Source organism: uncultured Parabacteroides sp., from assembly GCF_947855115.1.
Lineage (GTDB): Bacteria > Bacteroidota > Bacteroidia > Bacteroidales > Tannerellaceae > Parabacteroides.
Map to the genome: position 1 here is coordinate 1 of NZ_CANTZW010000022.1, position 16251 is coordinate 16251.

Below are 16251 nucleotides of genomic sequence, written 5' to 3' on the forward strand. Positions count from 1 at the left end.
GTTTTTCTATATTTTGTATAATTTTGCATCGAGAAATTCATCTCTTGAAAAGAGAGCATTCATCCACTCAATATGCTACGCCCTATATAAGAACTTCAGAATCAATCTATTAGCTTTATAGATAGTGATAGTGTCCAATGAGGCCGGATAGATTCTTGTAGTGGTCACCGAATCATGTTCCATACCTTCACTGATCACGGAAATCGGAATATTCTTACTTTCGGGTTACGCTGACCCAGGAATGGCGCGCGACATAGTGGGTCAAAGGAACGGATAAGCCCGACTCTTTCCCAATGGCCTTCAAATATCTGTCGATACGATGGGAGGCATTGTGTATATTGTTTCCTCTCGTCTATACCCAGCCTGGCGATGATGGGAAGAAGGTACGGGGACTCGGGGATATTGTAACGGTCTACGATCTCCCTGTATAAAAACTGAGAAGCAGCATGTCTCTCGCAAACCTTTTGACCAAAGGGAAAGTATTTTGTTCATTGGATAGGGGGCGTGAAATTAGCTCCCCTTTGTCCATAGCAGGTTTTGGATACCCTTATCTCACAATCATCGGTTGGCAAGGGATCGTAAACCAGAATGTAGAGCCTTTCCCTTCTTCTGATTCAACCCCGATTTTTCCTTTTAGCTTCTCGATAATCGTTTTGCAAATGGAAAGGCCTAATCCCGTTCCTTGCTTAAAACTGTTCAATTTTACGAAACGATCGAATATGGTCGCTTGAGACTCCTTGCTGATCCCTACACCCGTATCCGTTACGTAGACATAAATACCGTCGGTGGTCAAGCGATAACCAAACCGTATAGAACCTTCGCTCGTGAACTTTACGGCGTTGGAAAGGAAATTGGTCAAGACCTGAGTCAAGCGGGTCTTTTCCGATACTATGCAATAGTCATTACCGTCCGACTCGAAAATAACTTTTACCCCCGGAGCCACTCTCAAGGAGAAAGCCTGCTGTTGAGGAATGAATATCTCGTTCAAACGCAAGGTCGTATAGATAAACTCCATCTTTCCGGACTCGATTTTCGATATATCCAAGATATCACCGATCAATTGCAATAAGAACTCATTACTACTCTCTATGATCTTCAGATATTCCTTTTTCTCCTCCTCGTCGTCGCTCTCTGCCAATAAAGTGGAGAAACCAACGATGGCATTCAATGGGGTACGTATCTCATGGCTCATGTTGGCGATAAACGCAGATTTCATCCGGTCGCTCTCTTCTGCCAGATGTTTGGCTTGTACATCTGCCTCATGCCGTTTATCAACGGTCATGTCTCGGAGGATTCCGATCGAGCGGATCGGCTTGCCATCCGGATCGGCCTCATAGACCTCGCCGATCTTCTCCAGCCACACGTACTCATCCGAGAAATAACGACAGGGAAAACTGAATCGCATGGAATCGATCTCTCCCCGCATGAACGCGGTAGTTATATCCTCATATACCTTCCGGTAATCCGGATGGATCTTCTCCGTAAAACTGGCGTGCGAGATATGTACGTGCTTGATCTGGCCGTTTTCTTCCAAGGAAAGCTCTGCCGTACCACTCACCAGGTCCCAAAGCCACGGATAAATCTTACCCGCTTGGCAAGCGAGCGCCAAGCGCTTATTATAGCTATGCAATTCCTCCTCGATCTGCCTTTGTTTCGTAATATCCCACGAGATCCCCACTAGATAAGGAGGCTTGCCCTCGCGGGGCACTAGTTGTTTCATCGTATCCATGGTACGCAAGATACCTTTCGGGTCGATCATCTGTTCTACGAAACGTTGCATCTTCCCCGTTCTCACCACCTCCTCGTCCATATCCCTGAAAGACTGGGCGGCAACCGGATCCAAGAATAGGTCGAAATCCGTCTTCCCGACCACATTATCATGATATCGCCCGTAAAGTTGGTTCATTAAAGAGCTGGAGTACACATACCTGAAATTATCACCGGTATCCTTCACGAAAAAGTATATGGGCAACGAATCCACGATATTAGATAGTAAGCCTGCTAAATCCCTATAATCTTGTTCCAATGTCTTATTCCCTGTAGTGTTAACTTCCATGTTGACTTTTTTAATCAGAGGCTTGAGTATTCTGGCCGTAAAATTCTTGAAAATTAATGAAAGATACAAATAATAAACCCAAGAAGTGAGCATCCCGACCGAAAATATAAGTAAAACCGTATATTTGTACTCCAATTCTAAGAATACTAGACATGACAAACGTATTTCACACGCTTATAGCCCGTTTCCTGCAAATCCCGGAAAAACAAGTGGAACGGACAATCGGGCTCTTAAACGAAGGTGCTACCATACCATTTATAAGCCGTTACCGGAAAGAGGTGACCGGAGGTTTAGACGAGGTGCAAATCGGTGCCATCAAAGATCAACTGGATAAACTGACGGAACTGAGCAAACGGAAGGAGACAATCCTCGCCACGATAGAAGAGCAAGGGAAACTTACCCCTGAGCTTCGGAAACGTGTCGAGGATTCTTGGGACAGCACAGAGATCGAGGACTTATATCTCCCCTACAAGCCCAAACGGGTCACCAAGGCAGAAATCGCACGCAGGAAAGGGTTGGAACCCTTGGCCAAGATCGTGATGACGCAAAACGAGAAAGACCTATCCGCACGCATTAAAAATTTCATCAAGGGAGAAGTGAAGAACGCTGAAGAAGCCCTGCAAGGGGCACGAGACATTATCGCAGAATGGGTCAACGAGAATGAATCGGCACGCAACACCGTGCGCAACTCTTTCGCCCACACTGCCATGATCACATCGAAAGTTATCAAGGGAAAAGAAGAAGAAGGCGCTAAATACAGGGATTACTTTGATTTCAGCGAGCCCTTGAGCCGGGCTAGCTCCCATCGCTTATTGGCGCTCCGGCGGGGAGAGGCAGAAGGAATCCTCCGCATAAGTATCTCTCCCGATACGGAATCTTGCTTGGATCGCTTGAACCGGCGTTTCGTAAAAGGGCGCGGAGAGGCTTCCGAGCAAGTGGCTACCGCCGTCGAAGACTCATTCAAACGCTTGCTGAAGCCTTCCATCGAGACAGAGTTCTCCAACCAGAGCAAAGCGAAAGCCGACGAGGAGGCGATCCGGGTATTTGCCGAGAACCTCCGGCAACTGCTGCTCGCTCCCCCTTTGGGGCAAAAACGGGTATTAGGCATAGACCCCGGATACCGTACCGGATGCAAGTTGGTCTGCCTGGACGCACAGGGGAATCTATTGCACAACGAGGCGATTTTCCCGCATCCACCCCAGAACGAGAAAGGCAAGGCTTCCTCCAAGGTCGCCCAATTGGTTGCCACATACGCTATAGACGCTATCGCCATCGGCAACGGTACGGCCAGCCGTGAGACCGAGCAATTCATCACGAATATCCGTTACGACCGTAAAGTGCAAGTATTCGTGGTAAGCGAGAATGGGGCCTCTATCTATTCCGCGTCTAAGATCGCCAGGGAGGAATTTCCCGAGTATGATGTCACAGTCCGAGGGGCTGTCAGTATCGGTCGCCGGCTGATGGATCCGCTGGCCGAGCTGGTCAAGATTGATCCGAAAAGTATCGGTGTCGGCCAATACCAGCATGACGTAGAGCAAAACGCCTTGAAGAAGAGTCTGGACCAAACGGTGGAGAGCTGCGTGAACTTGGTGGGTGTAAACGTGAATACGGCAAGCAAGCATTTATTGACCTACGTCTCCGGGCTAGGCCCTACGCTAGCGCAAAATATCGTGAATTACCGGACGGAACACGGGCCGTTCACTTCCCGGAAAGAACTGATGAAAGTTCCCCGCATGGGCGAGAAAGCCTTCGAGCAAAGCGCCGGGTTCCTGCGGATACCCGGTGGGAAGAATCCGTTGGACAACTCGGCCGTACACCCCGAGAGCTACCCGATCGTAGAACGGATGGCGAAAGACCTAAAATGCTCGGTAGCCGATCTGATCACCGACAAAGCGCTTAAAAAGAAACTAAAGCTAACGGATTACCTTACGGATAAGGTAGGAATGCCTACCTTGCTCGATATCATGGAGGAACTGGATAAACCAGGCCGTGATCCCCGCCAAACCATTCAGGTATTCGCTTTTGATCCTACGGTAAAAACGATCGAGGATTTAAAAGAGGGACAGGTATTGCCCGGTATCGTGACCAACATCACCAACTTCGGTTGTTTCGTCGACATCGGGATCAAGGAGAACGGGCTTGTCCATATTTCCGAGCTGGCAGATCGTTTCGTTAGCGACCCGACCCAAGTGGTCTCTATCCACCAGCATGTCAAGGTGAAGGTTTTAAGCGTAGATTTATCCAGAAAACGTGTTCAATTATCCATGAAAGGGATCTGAGCGATGAAAGAGAAAATCAATAAGACAAACGTGGCACGCTTGCTAGACAAGGCTAAGATAGCTTATCGGCTCGTGCCTTATGAGGTAGACGAGAATGATTTGAGCGCTACGCATGTAGCGGAACAATTAGGGGAGGATATCGCCCAAGTATTCAAGACCTTGATCTTGCATGGCGATAAGAGCGGTTATTTCGTATGCGTGATCCCCGGAGCGGACGAGGTGGATTTGAAAAAGGCGGCCAAGGTATCCGGGAATAAGAAATGCGAGATGATCCCCGTGAAAGAGTTGTTACCGCTTACCGGTTATATCCGGGGAGGATGCTCGCCTATCGGCATGAAAAAGCATTTCCCCACGTATATCCATCATACAGCGTCCGGCTTCGACAGTATTTATGTAAGCGCCGGGCAACGAGGCTTACAGATACAGATAGCTCCCGCCGATCTGATCAAGGCGGCACAAGCTATAGAAACGGATTTGATCGCGTGATCCAACACCGAAGAGAGAGTACCTCGCAGGAAGTACTCCAGTACTCCGCAAAGAGTATCGCAGTACTTCTTTGGAAGTACTGGAGTATTCCTCATGAAGGACCGAGATCAAACAGCATATGATATCCTAGAATTTCTTAAACGTATAAGTTCTTCCTTCGCAGCTCATTACCAGATTCGTTACAGAAGACTGCTCGATCGTGAAAGTCTGTTTGGGCGAGGTCCAATCCGTATAGCGCATGAATTGCTCCAAAGGGGTACTTCCGTAGTTGATCAACTCTAAATCCAGTTTCATATCTCCCTCCAACGTCTTATAACCAAAATTCGTACGATATACATTCTTTGCCGGATCGTACAATTGGTACTCGAACAAAGAGGTCTGGAAATTATACCAAACCGTATCCACCGTCTGGACTGTCCCATTCACCTCTACGGTTTTCAATTGCCATTTTCCTTCTAGCTTATGCTCTACCTTATTACAAGACACCAACGCTATGACAAAGCAAGTTATCGCTATCAAATTTTTCACCATAATACTCGTACTTATATACCTATATTGATTTGAAACGCCAAAGAAAAGAATTAATTTCCAAAGGACAAAGTTTTTAAGGACATCCTAGCCATAAATACCTGGAACTTTTCCTTTCTTCCCCTTGTTAATTGGGTAATTACAATACAATATTATCCAATATGAAAACATTTATTGATAAAATGGATTACGCGGTCAAGAATTGGTGGCTATCACTATTGGTCGGACTGCTTTACATCATCGTCGCTATCTATTTAATGTTCGCGCCATTGGCGAGCTACGTAGCGCTTAGTATCTTATTCAGCGTCTCTATGTTCGTAAGCGGCGTGTTCGAGATCGCTTTCGCCTTGGCGAATAAAAAAGGGATCAACAGTTGGAGATGGTATTTGGCCGGAGGTATCATCGATTTGATCTTAGGTATATTCTTGATGGCAAGCCCGGGGCTCAGCATGGAAGTACTTCCGTTTGTCTTGGCTTTCTGGCTTATGTTCAGGGGCTTCTCGGCCACCGGTTATTCGATGGACCTGAAACGATACGGTACACGGAACTGGGGATGGTACATGGTATTCGGTATCTTGGCTATCCTATGCTCCATCGGTGTTATCTGGCAACCCGCATTAGGGGCGTTTACGCTGGTTTACATGATCGCCTACGCTTTATTGATAATAGGTATATTCCGGGTCATGTTATCTTTCGAGCTGAAAAGCTTGCACAAACGGAATAAAGAAGCACGAATGGAATAAAGTCTGATCCAAGGATTAATTGGTCTATTATTAAAAAAATAAATGAATCAGCGGCAGTTTTACTACCTTTGTGTTCAACCATTAATAAAAATAACGGATGAACGCAAACTTACCACAATTAGATTTGCCCCGGGATTATGTCGTAGGAAACGACATCACCGAGGCAATCCTAAACTTTTACAAGCAGACTTGCCGGTTAAAAGCAGGTATTTTCGTTTTATGCGTTGAAGGAAATTTACGGGCTTCCATCAACTTGACGGAATACACGTTGAAGCCGAATGATTTCATCACCTTGATGCCGGGAAGCATCATCCAGTTTTGCGAGCAAGAAGAAAGTTTCCGCCTCTCTTTCATCGGTTTCTCCTCCGAGTTCATGGATTGCGTGAACATGATAAAGTCTACGATGAGTACTTTACCTACTATCTACGAGAATCCGGTCATATCATTGAACGAGGACCGGGCAAGCTTTATAAACGATTACCTTCATTTATTAGAGCGGGTACAAGCGAAGGAGAAATCCATAAACAGGGAGATGGTGAAACATATCCTGCTTACCATGATCCATGGGATCAGCGATTTGTATCAAGGAAAATCATGGCCTAACAAGATAACGACCCGTAGCGACGAGATCCACAAGAAATTCATCCAACTGGTGATGAAAAACTATACCTCAAAACGGCAAACGGCTTTTTATGCCAGCCAACTAAGCATATCTCCCCAACATCTTTGCATGATCATCAAGCAAAAGACCGGGCGATCCGTATCCGATATCATAGCCGATATGGTCATCATGGACGCCAAGTCGCAATTGAAAGCTACAGACCTGACTATCCAAGAAATATCTTACTCCCTGAACTTCCCGAATGTATCCTTTTTCGGCAAGTATTTCAAGCGTTACGTAGGGGTATCTCCACAGAAGTTCAGGATAGCCGCCGAATAATATCCGCCGCTGAACTCCGTCCTTTATATTGGCTTTTCTTTTGTTGATTAAAGCGCCAAATAACATTCAGCGATAAATTGTGTGAATTATAATCTTCTGTCTGCTCAAAATTAACATATCCGATAGCCATTCCCTCTTTATAAACCATCGTTCTAAACAAGTCACTTGCTCGTAGACCTACTTCCAGTCGCTTATTAAAAAAGGTTTTTTGAATCCCCAAGTTAAATGATTGATAGGGTTTAAACAAGACAACACCTACATTTCCTCCACTATTAATAAAATAATCCACCGAAATTATATAATCCCTAGGTAAAGTAAACATATTATTAAACCGGGCATAAGCCCCCAATTTATTATTAGTAATCACATTACCCATATAGCTTGTCTTAAAAAAAGGTTGAAGTAAATTAAGTGTAAAAACAGGATTCCAACAACCGAAAGTATATTGAAAACCTAGCTGTGCCTTTAAAGATTGATACATATCATAGTTTTGATACGTACTTATAATCGTTGAGCCATCTCCCAAAGTCTCAAAAGCGAAATCTATATAATTTTTAGTACGCATGTATCCCAATGTAAAGCTCAGGCATTTATACCCAGACAACCATTGTAATGTATGCGACATTTGCGGTTTCAGCAAAGGATTTCCTCGCTGATACAGAAATTCATTTTGGTAGTAAGTACGACTATTTAACAACCGAAAAGCGGGACGATTTACCCGGGATGTATAAGACAACGAGTTACTCCATCCCGCGTGAGCATAAGACAATGATAAGGAAGGGAATAGCTCGCTATAATCACGGTATATGTTATTTTCTTGGCTCAGCAAATCTATATAATCCGACTTCACGTTCTCATAGCGTACACCCATTTCCAGAGAGAAATCGCCTTTTTTCCATTTGTATTCGGCAAAACCTGCCCATTTTATCTCTTTATTTGTGTAGTTACTTTCCTGTACACCTGAGTTCTGACTATACAAATCACCCACCCCATCCACTTGGGCATATTCTCCACCTACGCTTACACTCCCATTGTTACCCAATTGATAACCTAGGATGAATCGGGCTGAATAAACTTTATAATCAGAATTGCTTGAAGTAAATACATCTTTCGCATTTTCAAGAACCCATTGTTTTTGTTTATTATTATTCCACGCATAATCCATATTTAAATCAAAGCTCAATCGTTCAAGCCATACCGCATTATAAAACATATTCAACCGCATATTATCGGCTCTCGTGTTATAAGAGCTACTAATATCAAGGTGTTTGTAATATAATTCATTTTTACTTATCTCATTTTTTTCTATCGCATAATCATCATAGGGGTTCACTGAGCCATTCAATTGAATTCCCATATATTGTTTTTTTGAAATCTCAAAATTGAAGTTCACATCGTATGCGTGATACTGTTGAATAAAGTTACTTTCTTTTTTCGACGCATATTGCCATAGCGTATCAACACAAGCATTCTTTTCTTGCATTTGCTCAGAGTCGTTCCGCATGTCGTAGAAGCTATAACTCATAGACACATTCACCTTGTTTTTTTTGAATCCCATACGAATCGTCTCATCATGGCTGAATCTTTCACTTTGTACAGCTGTCGCTCCTAGTTGAACAAACCATCCGTCTGCTTTTTTTAATGTCGTAATCTTTAGCACGGATTTCCCCTCCGCATCATAGCGCGCGCCCGGATTTGTAATTAATTCAACTTGTTTGATACTCTTAACATCCAACGATTTTATCTCACTCATTCCATATACCTTGCGGTTATCTATATAGATAACAGGTGCCCCAGCTCCAAATATTTCCAGCCCTCCATTTTTAGACTTCATCATCCCGGGGATTTTCGAAAGCATATCAATCATATTAGGTTCTCTCGATAGCAGGCTATTCATTATATCCACCGTGATCGAATTACCTTTGATCTTCACCACAGGGCGATGCCCCACTATCTCTACTTCCCCCAAAGTTACATTCTGGCTTTTCAACACAAGTGTCCCTATTTTATTTTCTCCGGCTCCCAACCGGACGTTTTCATATAAATCAGCATATCCCAAATAAGATATCCGGAGAATCACATCGCCCGTAGCTTCCATCTTCAATTCAAAAAGTCCATCCGTAGTAGTAGTCACTCCTTCAATGAAAGAAGAATCCTGTACGTTTAGCAAGACGACATTCGCGAACTCAATGCCTACATTTTCTTCATTCATGACTTTCCCTGTCAGTGATCCCATATTTTGCCCAGACAGAGAACCCTGAAAAAATATACTACACAAAGCAACTAATATCCACAAACGTGCCATTACCGTATTTTTTTATTTTCTCGCAAACTTTTGTTCGTAATATAAATCTAGCGACAAAGGTATTTTGTCTTTTTTAACGTATCAGTATTTTAACACTTTCGTTCTCACCTATCACAAACTTCATAATATGCATCTTACAAAGTCACACCAACAAAACAGAAACCGAGAACGGTAGCTTCTTTTTGTTGTTTTAGTCTTAGTTGAATTTCATCTACAAGCCGAAGTCATCAGACGAAATTCAACTTAATTAATATCTCTTATCACAAACGGATCATCCAAGCCTCTTGGTTCAATCCAATACCACTCTTCTATTTCTGGATTAAAAACCCATATTCCTCCCATTAAAAATACAAACTCTTTTGTTGTTAAAATTTCAAGTTCTAATGTTTCCATTTTCTCTTCATTTTGATCATGTCACAAACATACATACAATATATCAATAGAAATCTAACAAAATCGTCATAAATACATCACAAAATCAAAAAAACACATACTTTTACATGAAAATACTGAAAAGCATGAATAAAACTATATTTCTACCTATCATAGGTATGTTTGCTTTACTTATATCCCAAGGATATTGGTTGAATAGTATATATAAAGAATACAAAGTACAAAAGACAAAACAAATAGAAGAGATTTTATCTTTATCTATCCAAGACGAGATAACTTCACGTTGGTTTGGAAAAATTGGAGATCCTAATAATCCAAAGTTAATCATAAGAAAAGCAAGTGATATGACTCCAGAAGAACGTGAAAAATTAAAAGGAGATACAATCTATTTAAGGAAGGCTGAGAAAATCGGCCTTGGTAACAGTTTTTCAGAAGTTCTCGAACAGAAAATGCGAGATGATTTACTGCTCAAACGACCTATTAATATAGAATCTATGGATAGTATTTTTGCGAACAGATTAAAAAGACAAAACATAAATACTACATTTCAAATCATCTTTTATGACAAACAACATAAAATCACAAAATCCTCCACAAATACTTATTTATCAAAAGGTTTTAATTACATTGAGACAATACAACAACCAATAGGTACCCTAGGACTCCTTTTTGTGCAAGCCAAAGTAAAATTAGCTATTTATCCAATTTTCTTGGATATGTTCATCGCCCTACTTGTCTCCGGCCTAATTATTTGCATTATATTTGGTTGCCTATATTATCAGTTAGTTGTCATTCGCCGGATATGGCAAAAGCTAGAAGCACGTGAGGCCGCAGTACAGAGTGCGGTACATGATTTAAAGTCACCACTTAACACTGTCTTTACCATATTAGACAGTGTTGAGCAAAAAGAAACCGACACTTTCATGCTCACATTCCTGCAAGACAGCAAGACTAAAGTCCGCCAGTTATGCGAGACAATTGAGTCTATGCTAAATATACTCAAGCATACTCCTATAGATAAACAAAACACTGAGATCAATCTCCCGGAGATGATCGGACAAATACAGTCCGGGCTAGATCTACTCTATAAAGATAAAAAGCATACCTATAAACTAGACTACCAACTACCCTCTCCTACCATTAATATAGGTATTGATCGTGTGAGTTTGGAACGCTGTTTGCGTAACTTGCTGGAAAATGCATTGAAATATTCCAATGAAGATGTAGCAATATCCGTATCAGCCAAGTCTGACAAAGGGCAAATACAAATCTCCGTAAAAGATACCGGCTGGGGAATCCCGAAAGAGGCACTAAAAAAAATAGGAACTCAATTCTACAGGGTGAGACAAACCGGTAAGCCGTCTCGATCAGGATATGGCATCGGACTATCCAGCGTGAAACAAATCGTGGAAGAACGAGGTGGGATATTTACTTTTCAGAGCAAAGAAGGTGAAGGGTCCGAATTTATCATTAACTTGCCGCAGTAAATTTAATCCAAAAAACAATCACACAAATGACTCGAAATATCCTATTTGTAGAAGACGATTTAATAAATGGAGCGTTAATTACCAAATCGCTGATAGAAAACGGATTTGAAGTAAATTACTTGAATACCTTGGATGGGTTTATGCAGAAAATATCTTCCTTTTCACCAGATATCTTTTTATTGGATGTTGAGGTCGGCAATAAGAGCAGTTTAGATATCCTACCTGCCATCCGTTCAAAATATCCATCGATACCGGTTCTTTTTATGTCATCGCATATAGATAATGAGACGGTAGAGCGCGGTTATTTGACAGGAGCTAGCTTATATATCAAAAAACCTTTCCCTTTTATAGAGCTTCTTCATCAAATCAATATGCTTTTACCAGTATCAGATCCGACTCCTTCATATTATATTCCGATAGGACAATATAAACTGTATACCGACCATCGATTGGAATATCTCGACAAATCCGTAAAAACATTAAATCCAAAAGAATACCAGCTTCTCTGTTTCCTTCTTCATAATAAAGGAGAGATCATGAGTCGTCAAGATATATTGCTAGAAGTATGGGGAAATGAAGACGCTAACGAGAGTTTAAATAATTATATCGCTTATTTACGAAACGAGTTGAGACTAGATCCACAGATAGAGATCCAAACCATACGAAAAACAGGATACAGACTTATTTTCTAGTATCAACGAAAAAAAATATCACTTTTTGCTTGTAGTTTCCAAAAAAGCGTTACTTTTGCTGCGTATTTAAAAACAAAGAGATAATGAATCGATTTAGCTTTACATATTACTTTTATTACTTTTACTTTAGCAGAGTAAGGGCAGGAGTTTGTATGTAAAGCGTTGATGATTGAATAAAAATATCAATAAAATATAAAGTCCTGCCGGTTTTGGTGGGACTTTTTTTTTAATTGAAAACCGAGAATTGAAAATTGAAAATTAATATGAAAAAGAAAGTAGCAATACAGGGAATAGCCGGTTCGTATCACGACATCGCCGCCCGTAATTATCATGAAGGTGAGGAAATAGAGATCATCCCTTGTAATACATTTCGGGATGTTATCACGACGATCAAGAAAGATCCGTCTGTCTTGGGCATGATGGCCATCGAGAATACGATAGCGGGAAGCCTCCTTCAAAACCATGAATTAATCCGCGAGAGCGGGTTGAGCGTCACCGGCGAGTATAAGCTACGTATCTCCCATTCCTTGGTAGCGCTTCCGGGAACCTCGATACACGAGGTAACAGAGGTCAACTCCCACCCGATCGCGTTGATGCAATGTACAGATTTCCTGGATACCCTGCCCAACGCCAAGGTGGTAGAGAAAGAGGATACCGCCATGAGCGCCCGATGGATCTCGGAGAACCAACTGAAAGGACACGCGGCGATATGCGGGAAACTGGCCGCCCAGATTTACAATATGGAAGTCCTTGCCGAGGGGATCGAGACAAACAAACGGAATTTCACCCGCTTCCTCGCCATAGCGGACCGCTGGACGGCGGATGAGATGCTTCGAGGAACCGATAAAAACAAATCCTCTCTCGTATTCGCTCTCCCCCACACCTCCGGCAGCCTTTCCAAAGTTCTCTCCGTTCTCTCTTTTTACGACATGAATCTCTCCAAAATACAGTCCTTGCCTATTATCGGGCGTGAATGGGAATACTTGTTCTACATCGATCTTACTTTCACGGATTTCACCCGTTACAAACAAGCGTTGGACGCTATCAGACCGTTAACAAAAGACTTAAAAATATTAGGCGAATATGCAGAAGGAAGACAAAGTGTGTAATATTACACCCGCTAACCGTGTAGGTAGCGTACAGGAATACTACTTCTCCAAGAAACTGAAGGAAGTAGCCGAGATGAACGCCGCAGGCAAGAACGTCATCAACCTTGGCGTGGGCAGCCCCGACCTCCCACCTTCGGAACAGACCATCGAGACGTTGTGTGAACATGCCCGCAAAGCGAACGAGCACGGTTATCAACCGTACGTGGGCATACCGGAACTGCGTAAGGGATTCGCCGACTGGTACAAGACATGGTACGACGTAGACTTAGACCCTAAAACAGAGATCCAACCGCTTATCGGCTCCAAAGAAGGTATCTTGCATATCTCGCTGGCATTCTTGAATCCGGGGGATGGCGTGCTGGTTCCGAACCCGGGATATCCGACGTATAGTTCCGTAAGTAAGCTGGTAGAGGCCCGTTTGATCCCCTACGAGCTGAAAGAAGAATTGGGATGGCAACCGGATTTCGAGGAACTGGAGAAAATGGATCTCTCCAACATAAAGCTGATGTGGACCAATTACCCGAATATGCCTACCGGGGCGAACGCTAGCGTGGAGCTGTACGAGAAGCTGGTGGCCTTCGGCCGGAAACACGGTATTATTATATGTAATGATAACCCGTACAGTTTCATCTTGAATGAGCATCCGCTAAGTATCTTAAGCATACCGGGAGCCAAAGAGATCTGTATCGAGATGAACTCCATGAGCAAGGCGCATAATATGCCGGGTTGGCGTATGGCAATGCTGGCTTCCAACGCCCAATTCGTACAATGGATATTGAAGGTAAAGAGCAATATCGACTCAGGACAGTTCAAGCCGATGCAATACGCGGCGGTAGAGGCCTTGAGCGCGAAGAAAGAGTGGTACGATAACATGAACTGTGTCTACCGTAGCCGCCGGGATCTTGCCGGACAAATCATGCGTACCTTGGGATGCGAGTACGACGAGAACCAAGTAGGAATGTTCCTTTGGGGACGTATCCCCGACTCCGCCGAGAGCGGCGAGGCAATCGCCAACAAGGTGCTATACGAGGCCAACGTATTCCTTACGCCGGGATTTATCTTCGGTAGCCGTGGCGAGCGTTATATCCGTATATCCCTTTGCTGTAAGAACGAGACTTTGGAAGAAGCCTTGAGAAGAATCAGGGAAATTGAAAATTGAGAATTGAAAATCGAAAATTAAAATATAGATCACAAAGATGGAAATGAAGATTGAACCGTTAGCATTACCGGGAGTTGACACACAACGTCCTATCGTAATCGCAGGCCCTTGTAGCGCCGAGACTGAAGAACAAGTATTAGAAACAGCCAAAGGATTGGCTTCCAGAGGTATTAAAATATTCCGTGCGGGTATTTGGAAACCTCGTACGAAACCGGGGGGATTCGAAGGTATCGGTGCCCAAGGCCTGCCCTGGCTGAAAGAAGTGAAAAAGGAGACCGGTATGTTGGTAGCGACCGAGGTAGCGACCAAGGATCATGTATTCGAGGCGTTGAAAGCCGGTATCGATATCCTTTGGATCGGGGCACGTACGACGGTAAATCCATTCGCTGTCCAAGAGATCGCCGATGCGTTGAAAGGGGTCGATGTACCCGTATTGATCAAGAACCCGGTTAACCCGGACCTGGAATTATGGATCGGGGCATTCGAGCGTCTGTACGGCGCAGGTATTCATCGCCTGGGAGCTATCCATAGAGGTTTCAGCTCGTACGACAAGAAGATCTACCGTAACCTTCCGTTATGGCATATTCCTATCGAGCTTCGCCGCCGTATGCCAGACCTACCTATCTTCTGCGACCCCAGCCACATAGGTGGTAAGCGTGAGTTGATAGCTCCGCTTTGCCAGCAAGCGATGGACTTGAGTCTTGATGGCTTGATCGTCGAGTCTCACTGCAACCCGGATTGCGCTTGGAGCGACGCTTCCCAGCAAATCACCCCGGATGTATTGGATTACGTATTGAACTTGTTGGTTATCCGCGACGTAAACCAGACTACCGAGAACCTGACCGCTCTTCGCCGCCAGATCGATGGTATCGACGAGCAATTATTGGAACTTCTGGCTAAACGTATGCGTATTTCCAAAGAGATCGGTGTTTATAAGAAAGAGCACAATATGCCGATCTTGCAGTCTCCCCGTTACAGCGAGATCTTAGAGAAACGCTCCAGCATGGGCGAGCAAATGGATTTGAGCCCGGACTTCGTAAAGGAGATCTTGAAAGAGATCCATGAGGAATCCGTACGCCAGCAAATGATTATCATGAACGAGAAATAAATTAGTTGACTGTTGACAAGAGACAGTTGTGGCAGGCGAGATATTTAACTGCCCGCTATCAACTACCACTTGTCGACAGCCAGCAGCCAACTAAAAAAGATGAAGATATTGATTTTAGGTGCAGGAAAGATGGGTTCTTTCTTCACCGATCTGCTTAGTTTTGATCATGAGGTAGCTGTATTGGAGAAAGATCCGAGACGCATGCGTTTTATCTATAACGCCCTTCGCCTACAAAACCCGGAAGAGGTTAAGGATTTCAATCCGGAGTTGGTGATCAACTGCGTGACGTTAAGTTACACGATAGAGGCTTTCAAGGCCGTGATGCCCTATTTGCAACCGTATTGCATCATTTCCGACATCGCTTCCGTAAAGACTTATTTGAAGGAGTTCTATGAGACATGTGGTTTCCCGTATGTTTCCACCCACCCGATGTTCGGTCCTACATTCGCCAATCTGGGACAACTGGAGAAAGAGAATACGATTATCATCTCCGAGGGCGATCATCTGGGCAAGATATTCTTCAAGGATATTTATTCCAGCCTTCGCCTGCATATCTGCGAATACACGTTCGAGGAACACGATAAAGTGGTAGCCTACTCACTAGGTATCCCTTTCGCCTCCACCATGGTATTCGCCGCCACGATGAAACATCAAGACGCTCCGGGTACCACTTTCAAACGCCATATGAAAATCGCCCGCGGCCTTCTATCCGAGGACGATTATCTATTGACCGAAATCCTTTTCAACCCCCGTACCCCTCGCCAAATCGAGCGAATACAGGAGGAATTGCATATCCTGCAAGAAATCATCAAGGATAAGGATTCCGAGAAAATGAAAGAGTACCTGACGAAGATACGGAAGAATATCGAGTGATAAGACGTACCAGCTCTAGGTTCTAGAGGTAAGGGGGCGCATAGAAACATAGGACGCCCCCTTATCCATAAAATTCACATCTCTTCAGCAGCC

14 protein-coding genes and 1 pseudogene are annotated in these 16251 nt (G+C 43.7%); 10 read left to right on the plus strand and 5 right to left on the minus strand.

Going from position 1 to position 16251, the window contains the following annotated elements:
* Nucleotides 1-75: 75 nt before the first annotated feature.
* Nucleotides 76-392: pseudogene (locus Q0110_RS13015) on the minus strand (tyrosine-type recombinase/integrase); the annotation flags it as partial.
* 155 nt (nt 393-547) lie between these two features.
* Nucleotides 548-2056 carry an ATP-binding protein gene (locus tag Q0110_RS13020; protein WP_297907012.1) on the minus strand — a complete coding sequence of 503 codons (1509 nt, stop codon included), beginning with the start codon at nt 2054-2056 and terminating at the stop codon, nt 548-550.
* A gap of 152 nt (nt 2057-2208) precedes the next feature.
* Here Q0110_RS13020 and Q0110_RS13025 point away from each other — a divergent pair, with 152 nt between their 5' ends.
* Nucleotides 2209-4335 (plus strand): Tex family protein, encoded by a 2127-nt coding sequence (locus Q0110_RS13025; protein ID WP_297907015.1) that lies wholly within the window; start codon nt 2209-2211, stop codon nt 4333-4335.
* Between the two features lie 3 nt (nt 4336-4338).
* A complete protein-coding gene (gene ybaK, locus Q0110_RS13030; protein ID WP_297907017.1) occupies nt 4339-4821 on the plus strand; it encodes a Cys-tRNA(Pro) deacylase in 483 nt (160 codons plus the stop codon).
* A gap of 126 nt (nt 4822-4947) precedes the next feature.
* Here ybaK and Q0110_RS13035 read toward each other — a convergent pair whose 3' ends face one another.
* On the minus strand, nt 4948-5352 hold the full coding sequence (locus Q0110_RS13035; RefSeq protein ID WP_297907020.1) for a lipocalin-like domain-containing protein: 405 nt from the start codon (nt 5350-5352) through the stop codon (nt 4948-4950).
* Nucleotides 5353-5510: 158 nt separating this feature from the next.
* Here Q0110_RS13035 and Q0110_RS13040 point away from each other — a divergent pair, with 158 nt between their 5' ends.
* Both Q0110_RS13040 and Q0110_RS13045 read left to right on the plus strand, forming a co-directional pair.
* Nucleotides 5511-6092: an HdeD family acid-resistance protein gene (locus tag Q0110_RS13040; RefSeq protein WP_297907023.1), complete on the plus strand. Its 582-nt coding sequence runs from the start codon at nt 5511-5513 to the stop codon at nt 6090-6092.
* A 97-nt stretch (nt 6093-6189) separates the two neighbouring features.
* The gene (locus Q0110_RS13045) at nt 6190-7032 is read left to right on the plus strand and encodes a helix-turn-helix transcriptional regulator (RefSeq protein WP_297907026.1); all 843 of its coding nucleotides are present in this window, start codon (nt 6190-6192) and stop codon (nt 7030-7032) included.
* Here Q0110_RS13045 and Q0110_RS13050 read toward each other — a convergent pair.
* Nucleotides 7013-9337: a TonB-dependent receptor gene (locus Q0110_RS13050; RefSeq protein WP_366139672.1), complete on the minus strand. Its 2325-nt coding sequence runs from the start codon at nt 9335-9337 to the stop codon at nt 7013-7015. The two genes, Q0110_RS13045 and Q0110_RS13050, sit on opposite strands and share 20 nt — an antisense overlap.
* A 243-nt stretch (nt 9338-9580) precedes the next feature.
* Nucleotides 9581-9730 (minus strand): hypothetical protein, encoded by a 150-nt coding sequence (locus Q0110_RS13055; protein ID WP_297907032.1) that lies wholly within the window; start codon nt 9728-9730, stop codon nt 9581-9583.
* Between the two features lie 107 nt (nt 9731-9837).
* On the opposite strand from Q0110_RS13055, the gene Q0110_RS13060 reads away from it, so the two are divergent.
* The 6 genes from Q0110_RS13060 to Q0110_RS13085 all read left to right on the plus strand — a co-directional run bounded on the left by Q0110_RS13060 (nt 9838) and on the right by Q0110_RS13085 (nt 16158).
* A complete protein-coding gene (locus Q0110_RS13060; protein ID WP_297907035.1) occupies nt 9838-11217 on the plus strand; it encodes a HAMP domain-containing sensor histidine kinase in 1380 nt (459 codons plus the stop codon).
* A gap of 26 nt (nt 11218-11243) precedes the next feature.
* Nucleotides 11244-11909: a response regulator transcription factor gene (locus Q0110_RS13065; protein WP_297907038.1), complete on the plus strand. Its 666-nt coding sequence runs from the start codon at nt 11244-11246 to the stop codon at nt 11907-11909.
* A 263-nt stretch (nt 11910-12172) separates the two neighbouring features.
* Nucleotides 12173-13018, plus strand: a complete 846-nt coding sequence (locus Q0110_RS13070) for a prephenate dehydratase (protein WP_297907041.1) — start codon at nt 12173-12175, stop codon at nt 13016-13018.
* Nucleotides 12993-14177 (plus strand): aminotransferase class I/II-fold pyridoxal phosphate-dependent enzyme, encoded by a 1185-nt coding sequence (locus tag Q0110_RS13075; RefSeq protein ID WP_297907045.1) that lies wholly within the window; start codon nt 12993-12995, stop codon nt 14175-14177. Before Q0110_RS13070 ends, Q0110_RS13075 begins: the two co-directional genes overlap by 26 nt.
* 37 nt (nt 14178-14214) lie before the next feature.
* Nucleotides 14215-15285, plus strand: coding sequence for a bifunctional 3-deoxy-7-phosphoheptulonate synthase/chorismate mutase type II (locus Q0110_RS13080; RefSeq protein ID WP_297907048.1), 1071 nt, complete (start codon nt 14215-14217; stop codon nt 15283-15285).
* Nucleotides 15286-15384: 99 nt separating this feature from the next.
* Nucleotides 15385-16158, plus strand: a complete 774-nt coding sequence (locus Q0110_RS13085; protein WP_297907051.1) for a prephenate dehydrogenase/arogenate dehydrogenase family protein — start codon at nt 15385-15387, stop codon at nt 16156-16158.
* The last annotated feature ends 93 nt before the right edge of the window (nt 16159-16251 follow it).

Bases quoted from the DNA above. Each gene is read 5' to 3' on its own strand.
- Q0110_RS13020 (WP_297907012.1), bottom strand. From the start codon at position 2,056: ATGGAAGTTAACACTACAGGGAATAAGACATTGGAACAAGATTATAGG.
- Q0110_RS13025 (WP_297907015.1), top strand. From the start codon at position 2,209: ATGACAAACGTATTTCACACGCTTATAGCCCGTTTCCTGCAAATCCCG.
- ybaK (WP_297907017.1), top strand. From the start codon at position 4,339: ATGAAAGAGAAAATCAATAAGACAAACGTGGCACGCTTGCTAGACAAG.
- Q0110_RS13035 (WP_297907020.1), bottom strand. From the start codon at position 5,352: ATGGTGAAAAATTTGATAGCGATAACTTGCTTTGTCATAGCGTTGGTG.
- Q0110_RS13040 (WP_297907023.1), top strand. From the start codon at position 5,511: ATGAAAACATTTATTGATAAAATGGATTACGCGGTCAAGAATTGGTGG.
- Q0110_RS13045 (WP_297907026.1), top strand. From the start codon at position 6,190: ATGAACGCAAACTTACCACAATTAGATTTGCCCCGGGATTATGTCGTA.
- Q0110_RS13050 (WP_366139672.1), bottom strand. From the start codon at position 9,337: ATGGCACGTTTGTGGATATTAGTTGCTTTGTGTAGTATATTTTTTCAG.
- Q0110_RS13055 (WP_297907032.1), bottom strand. From the start codon at position 9,730: ATGGAAACATTAGAACTTGAAATTTTAACAACAAAAGAGTTTGTATTT.
- Q0110_RS13060 (WP_297907035.1), top strand. From the start codon at position 9,838: ATGAAAATACTGAAAAGCATGAATAAAACTATATTTCTACCTATCATA.
- Q0110_RS13065 (WP_297907038.1), top strand. From the start codon at position 11,244: ATGACTCGAAATATCCTATTTGTAGAAGACGATTTAATAAATGGAGCG.
- Q0110_RS13070 (WP_297907041.1), top strand. From the start codon at position 12,173: ATGAAAAAGAAAGTAGCAATACAGGGAATAGCCGGTTCGTATCACGAC.
- Q0110_RS13075 (WP_297907045.1), top strand. From the start codon at position 12,993: ATGCAGAAGGAAGACAAAGTGTGTAATATTACACCCGCTAACCGTGTA.
- Q0110_RS13080 (WP_297907048.1), top strand. From the start codon at position 14,215: ATGGAAATGAAGATTGAACCGTTAGCATTACCGGGAGTTGACACACAA.
- Q0110_RS13085 (WP_297907051.1), top strand. From the start codon at position 15,385: ATGAAGATATTGATTTTAGGTGCAGGAAAGATGGGTTCTTTCTTCACC.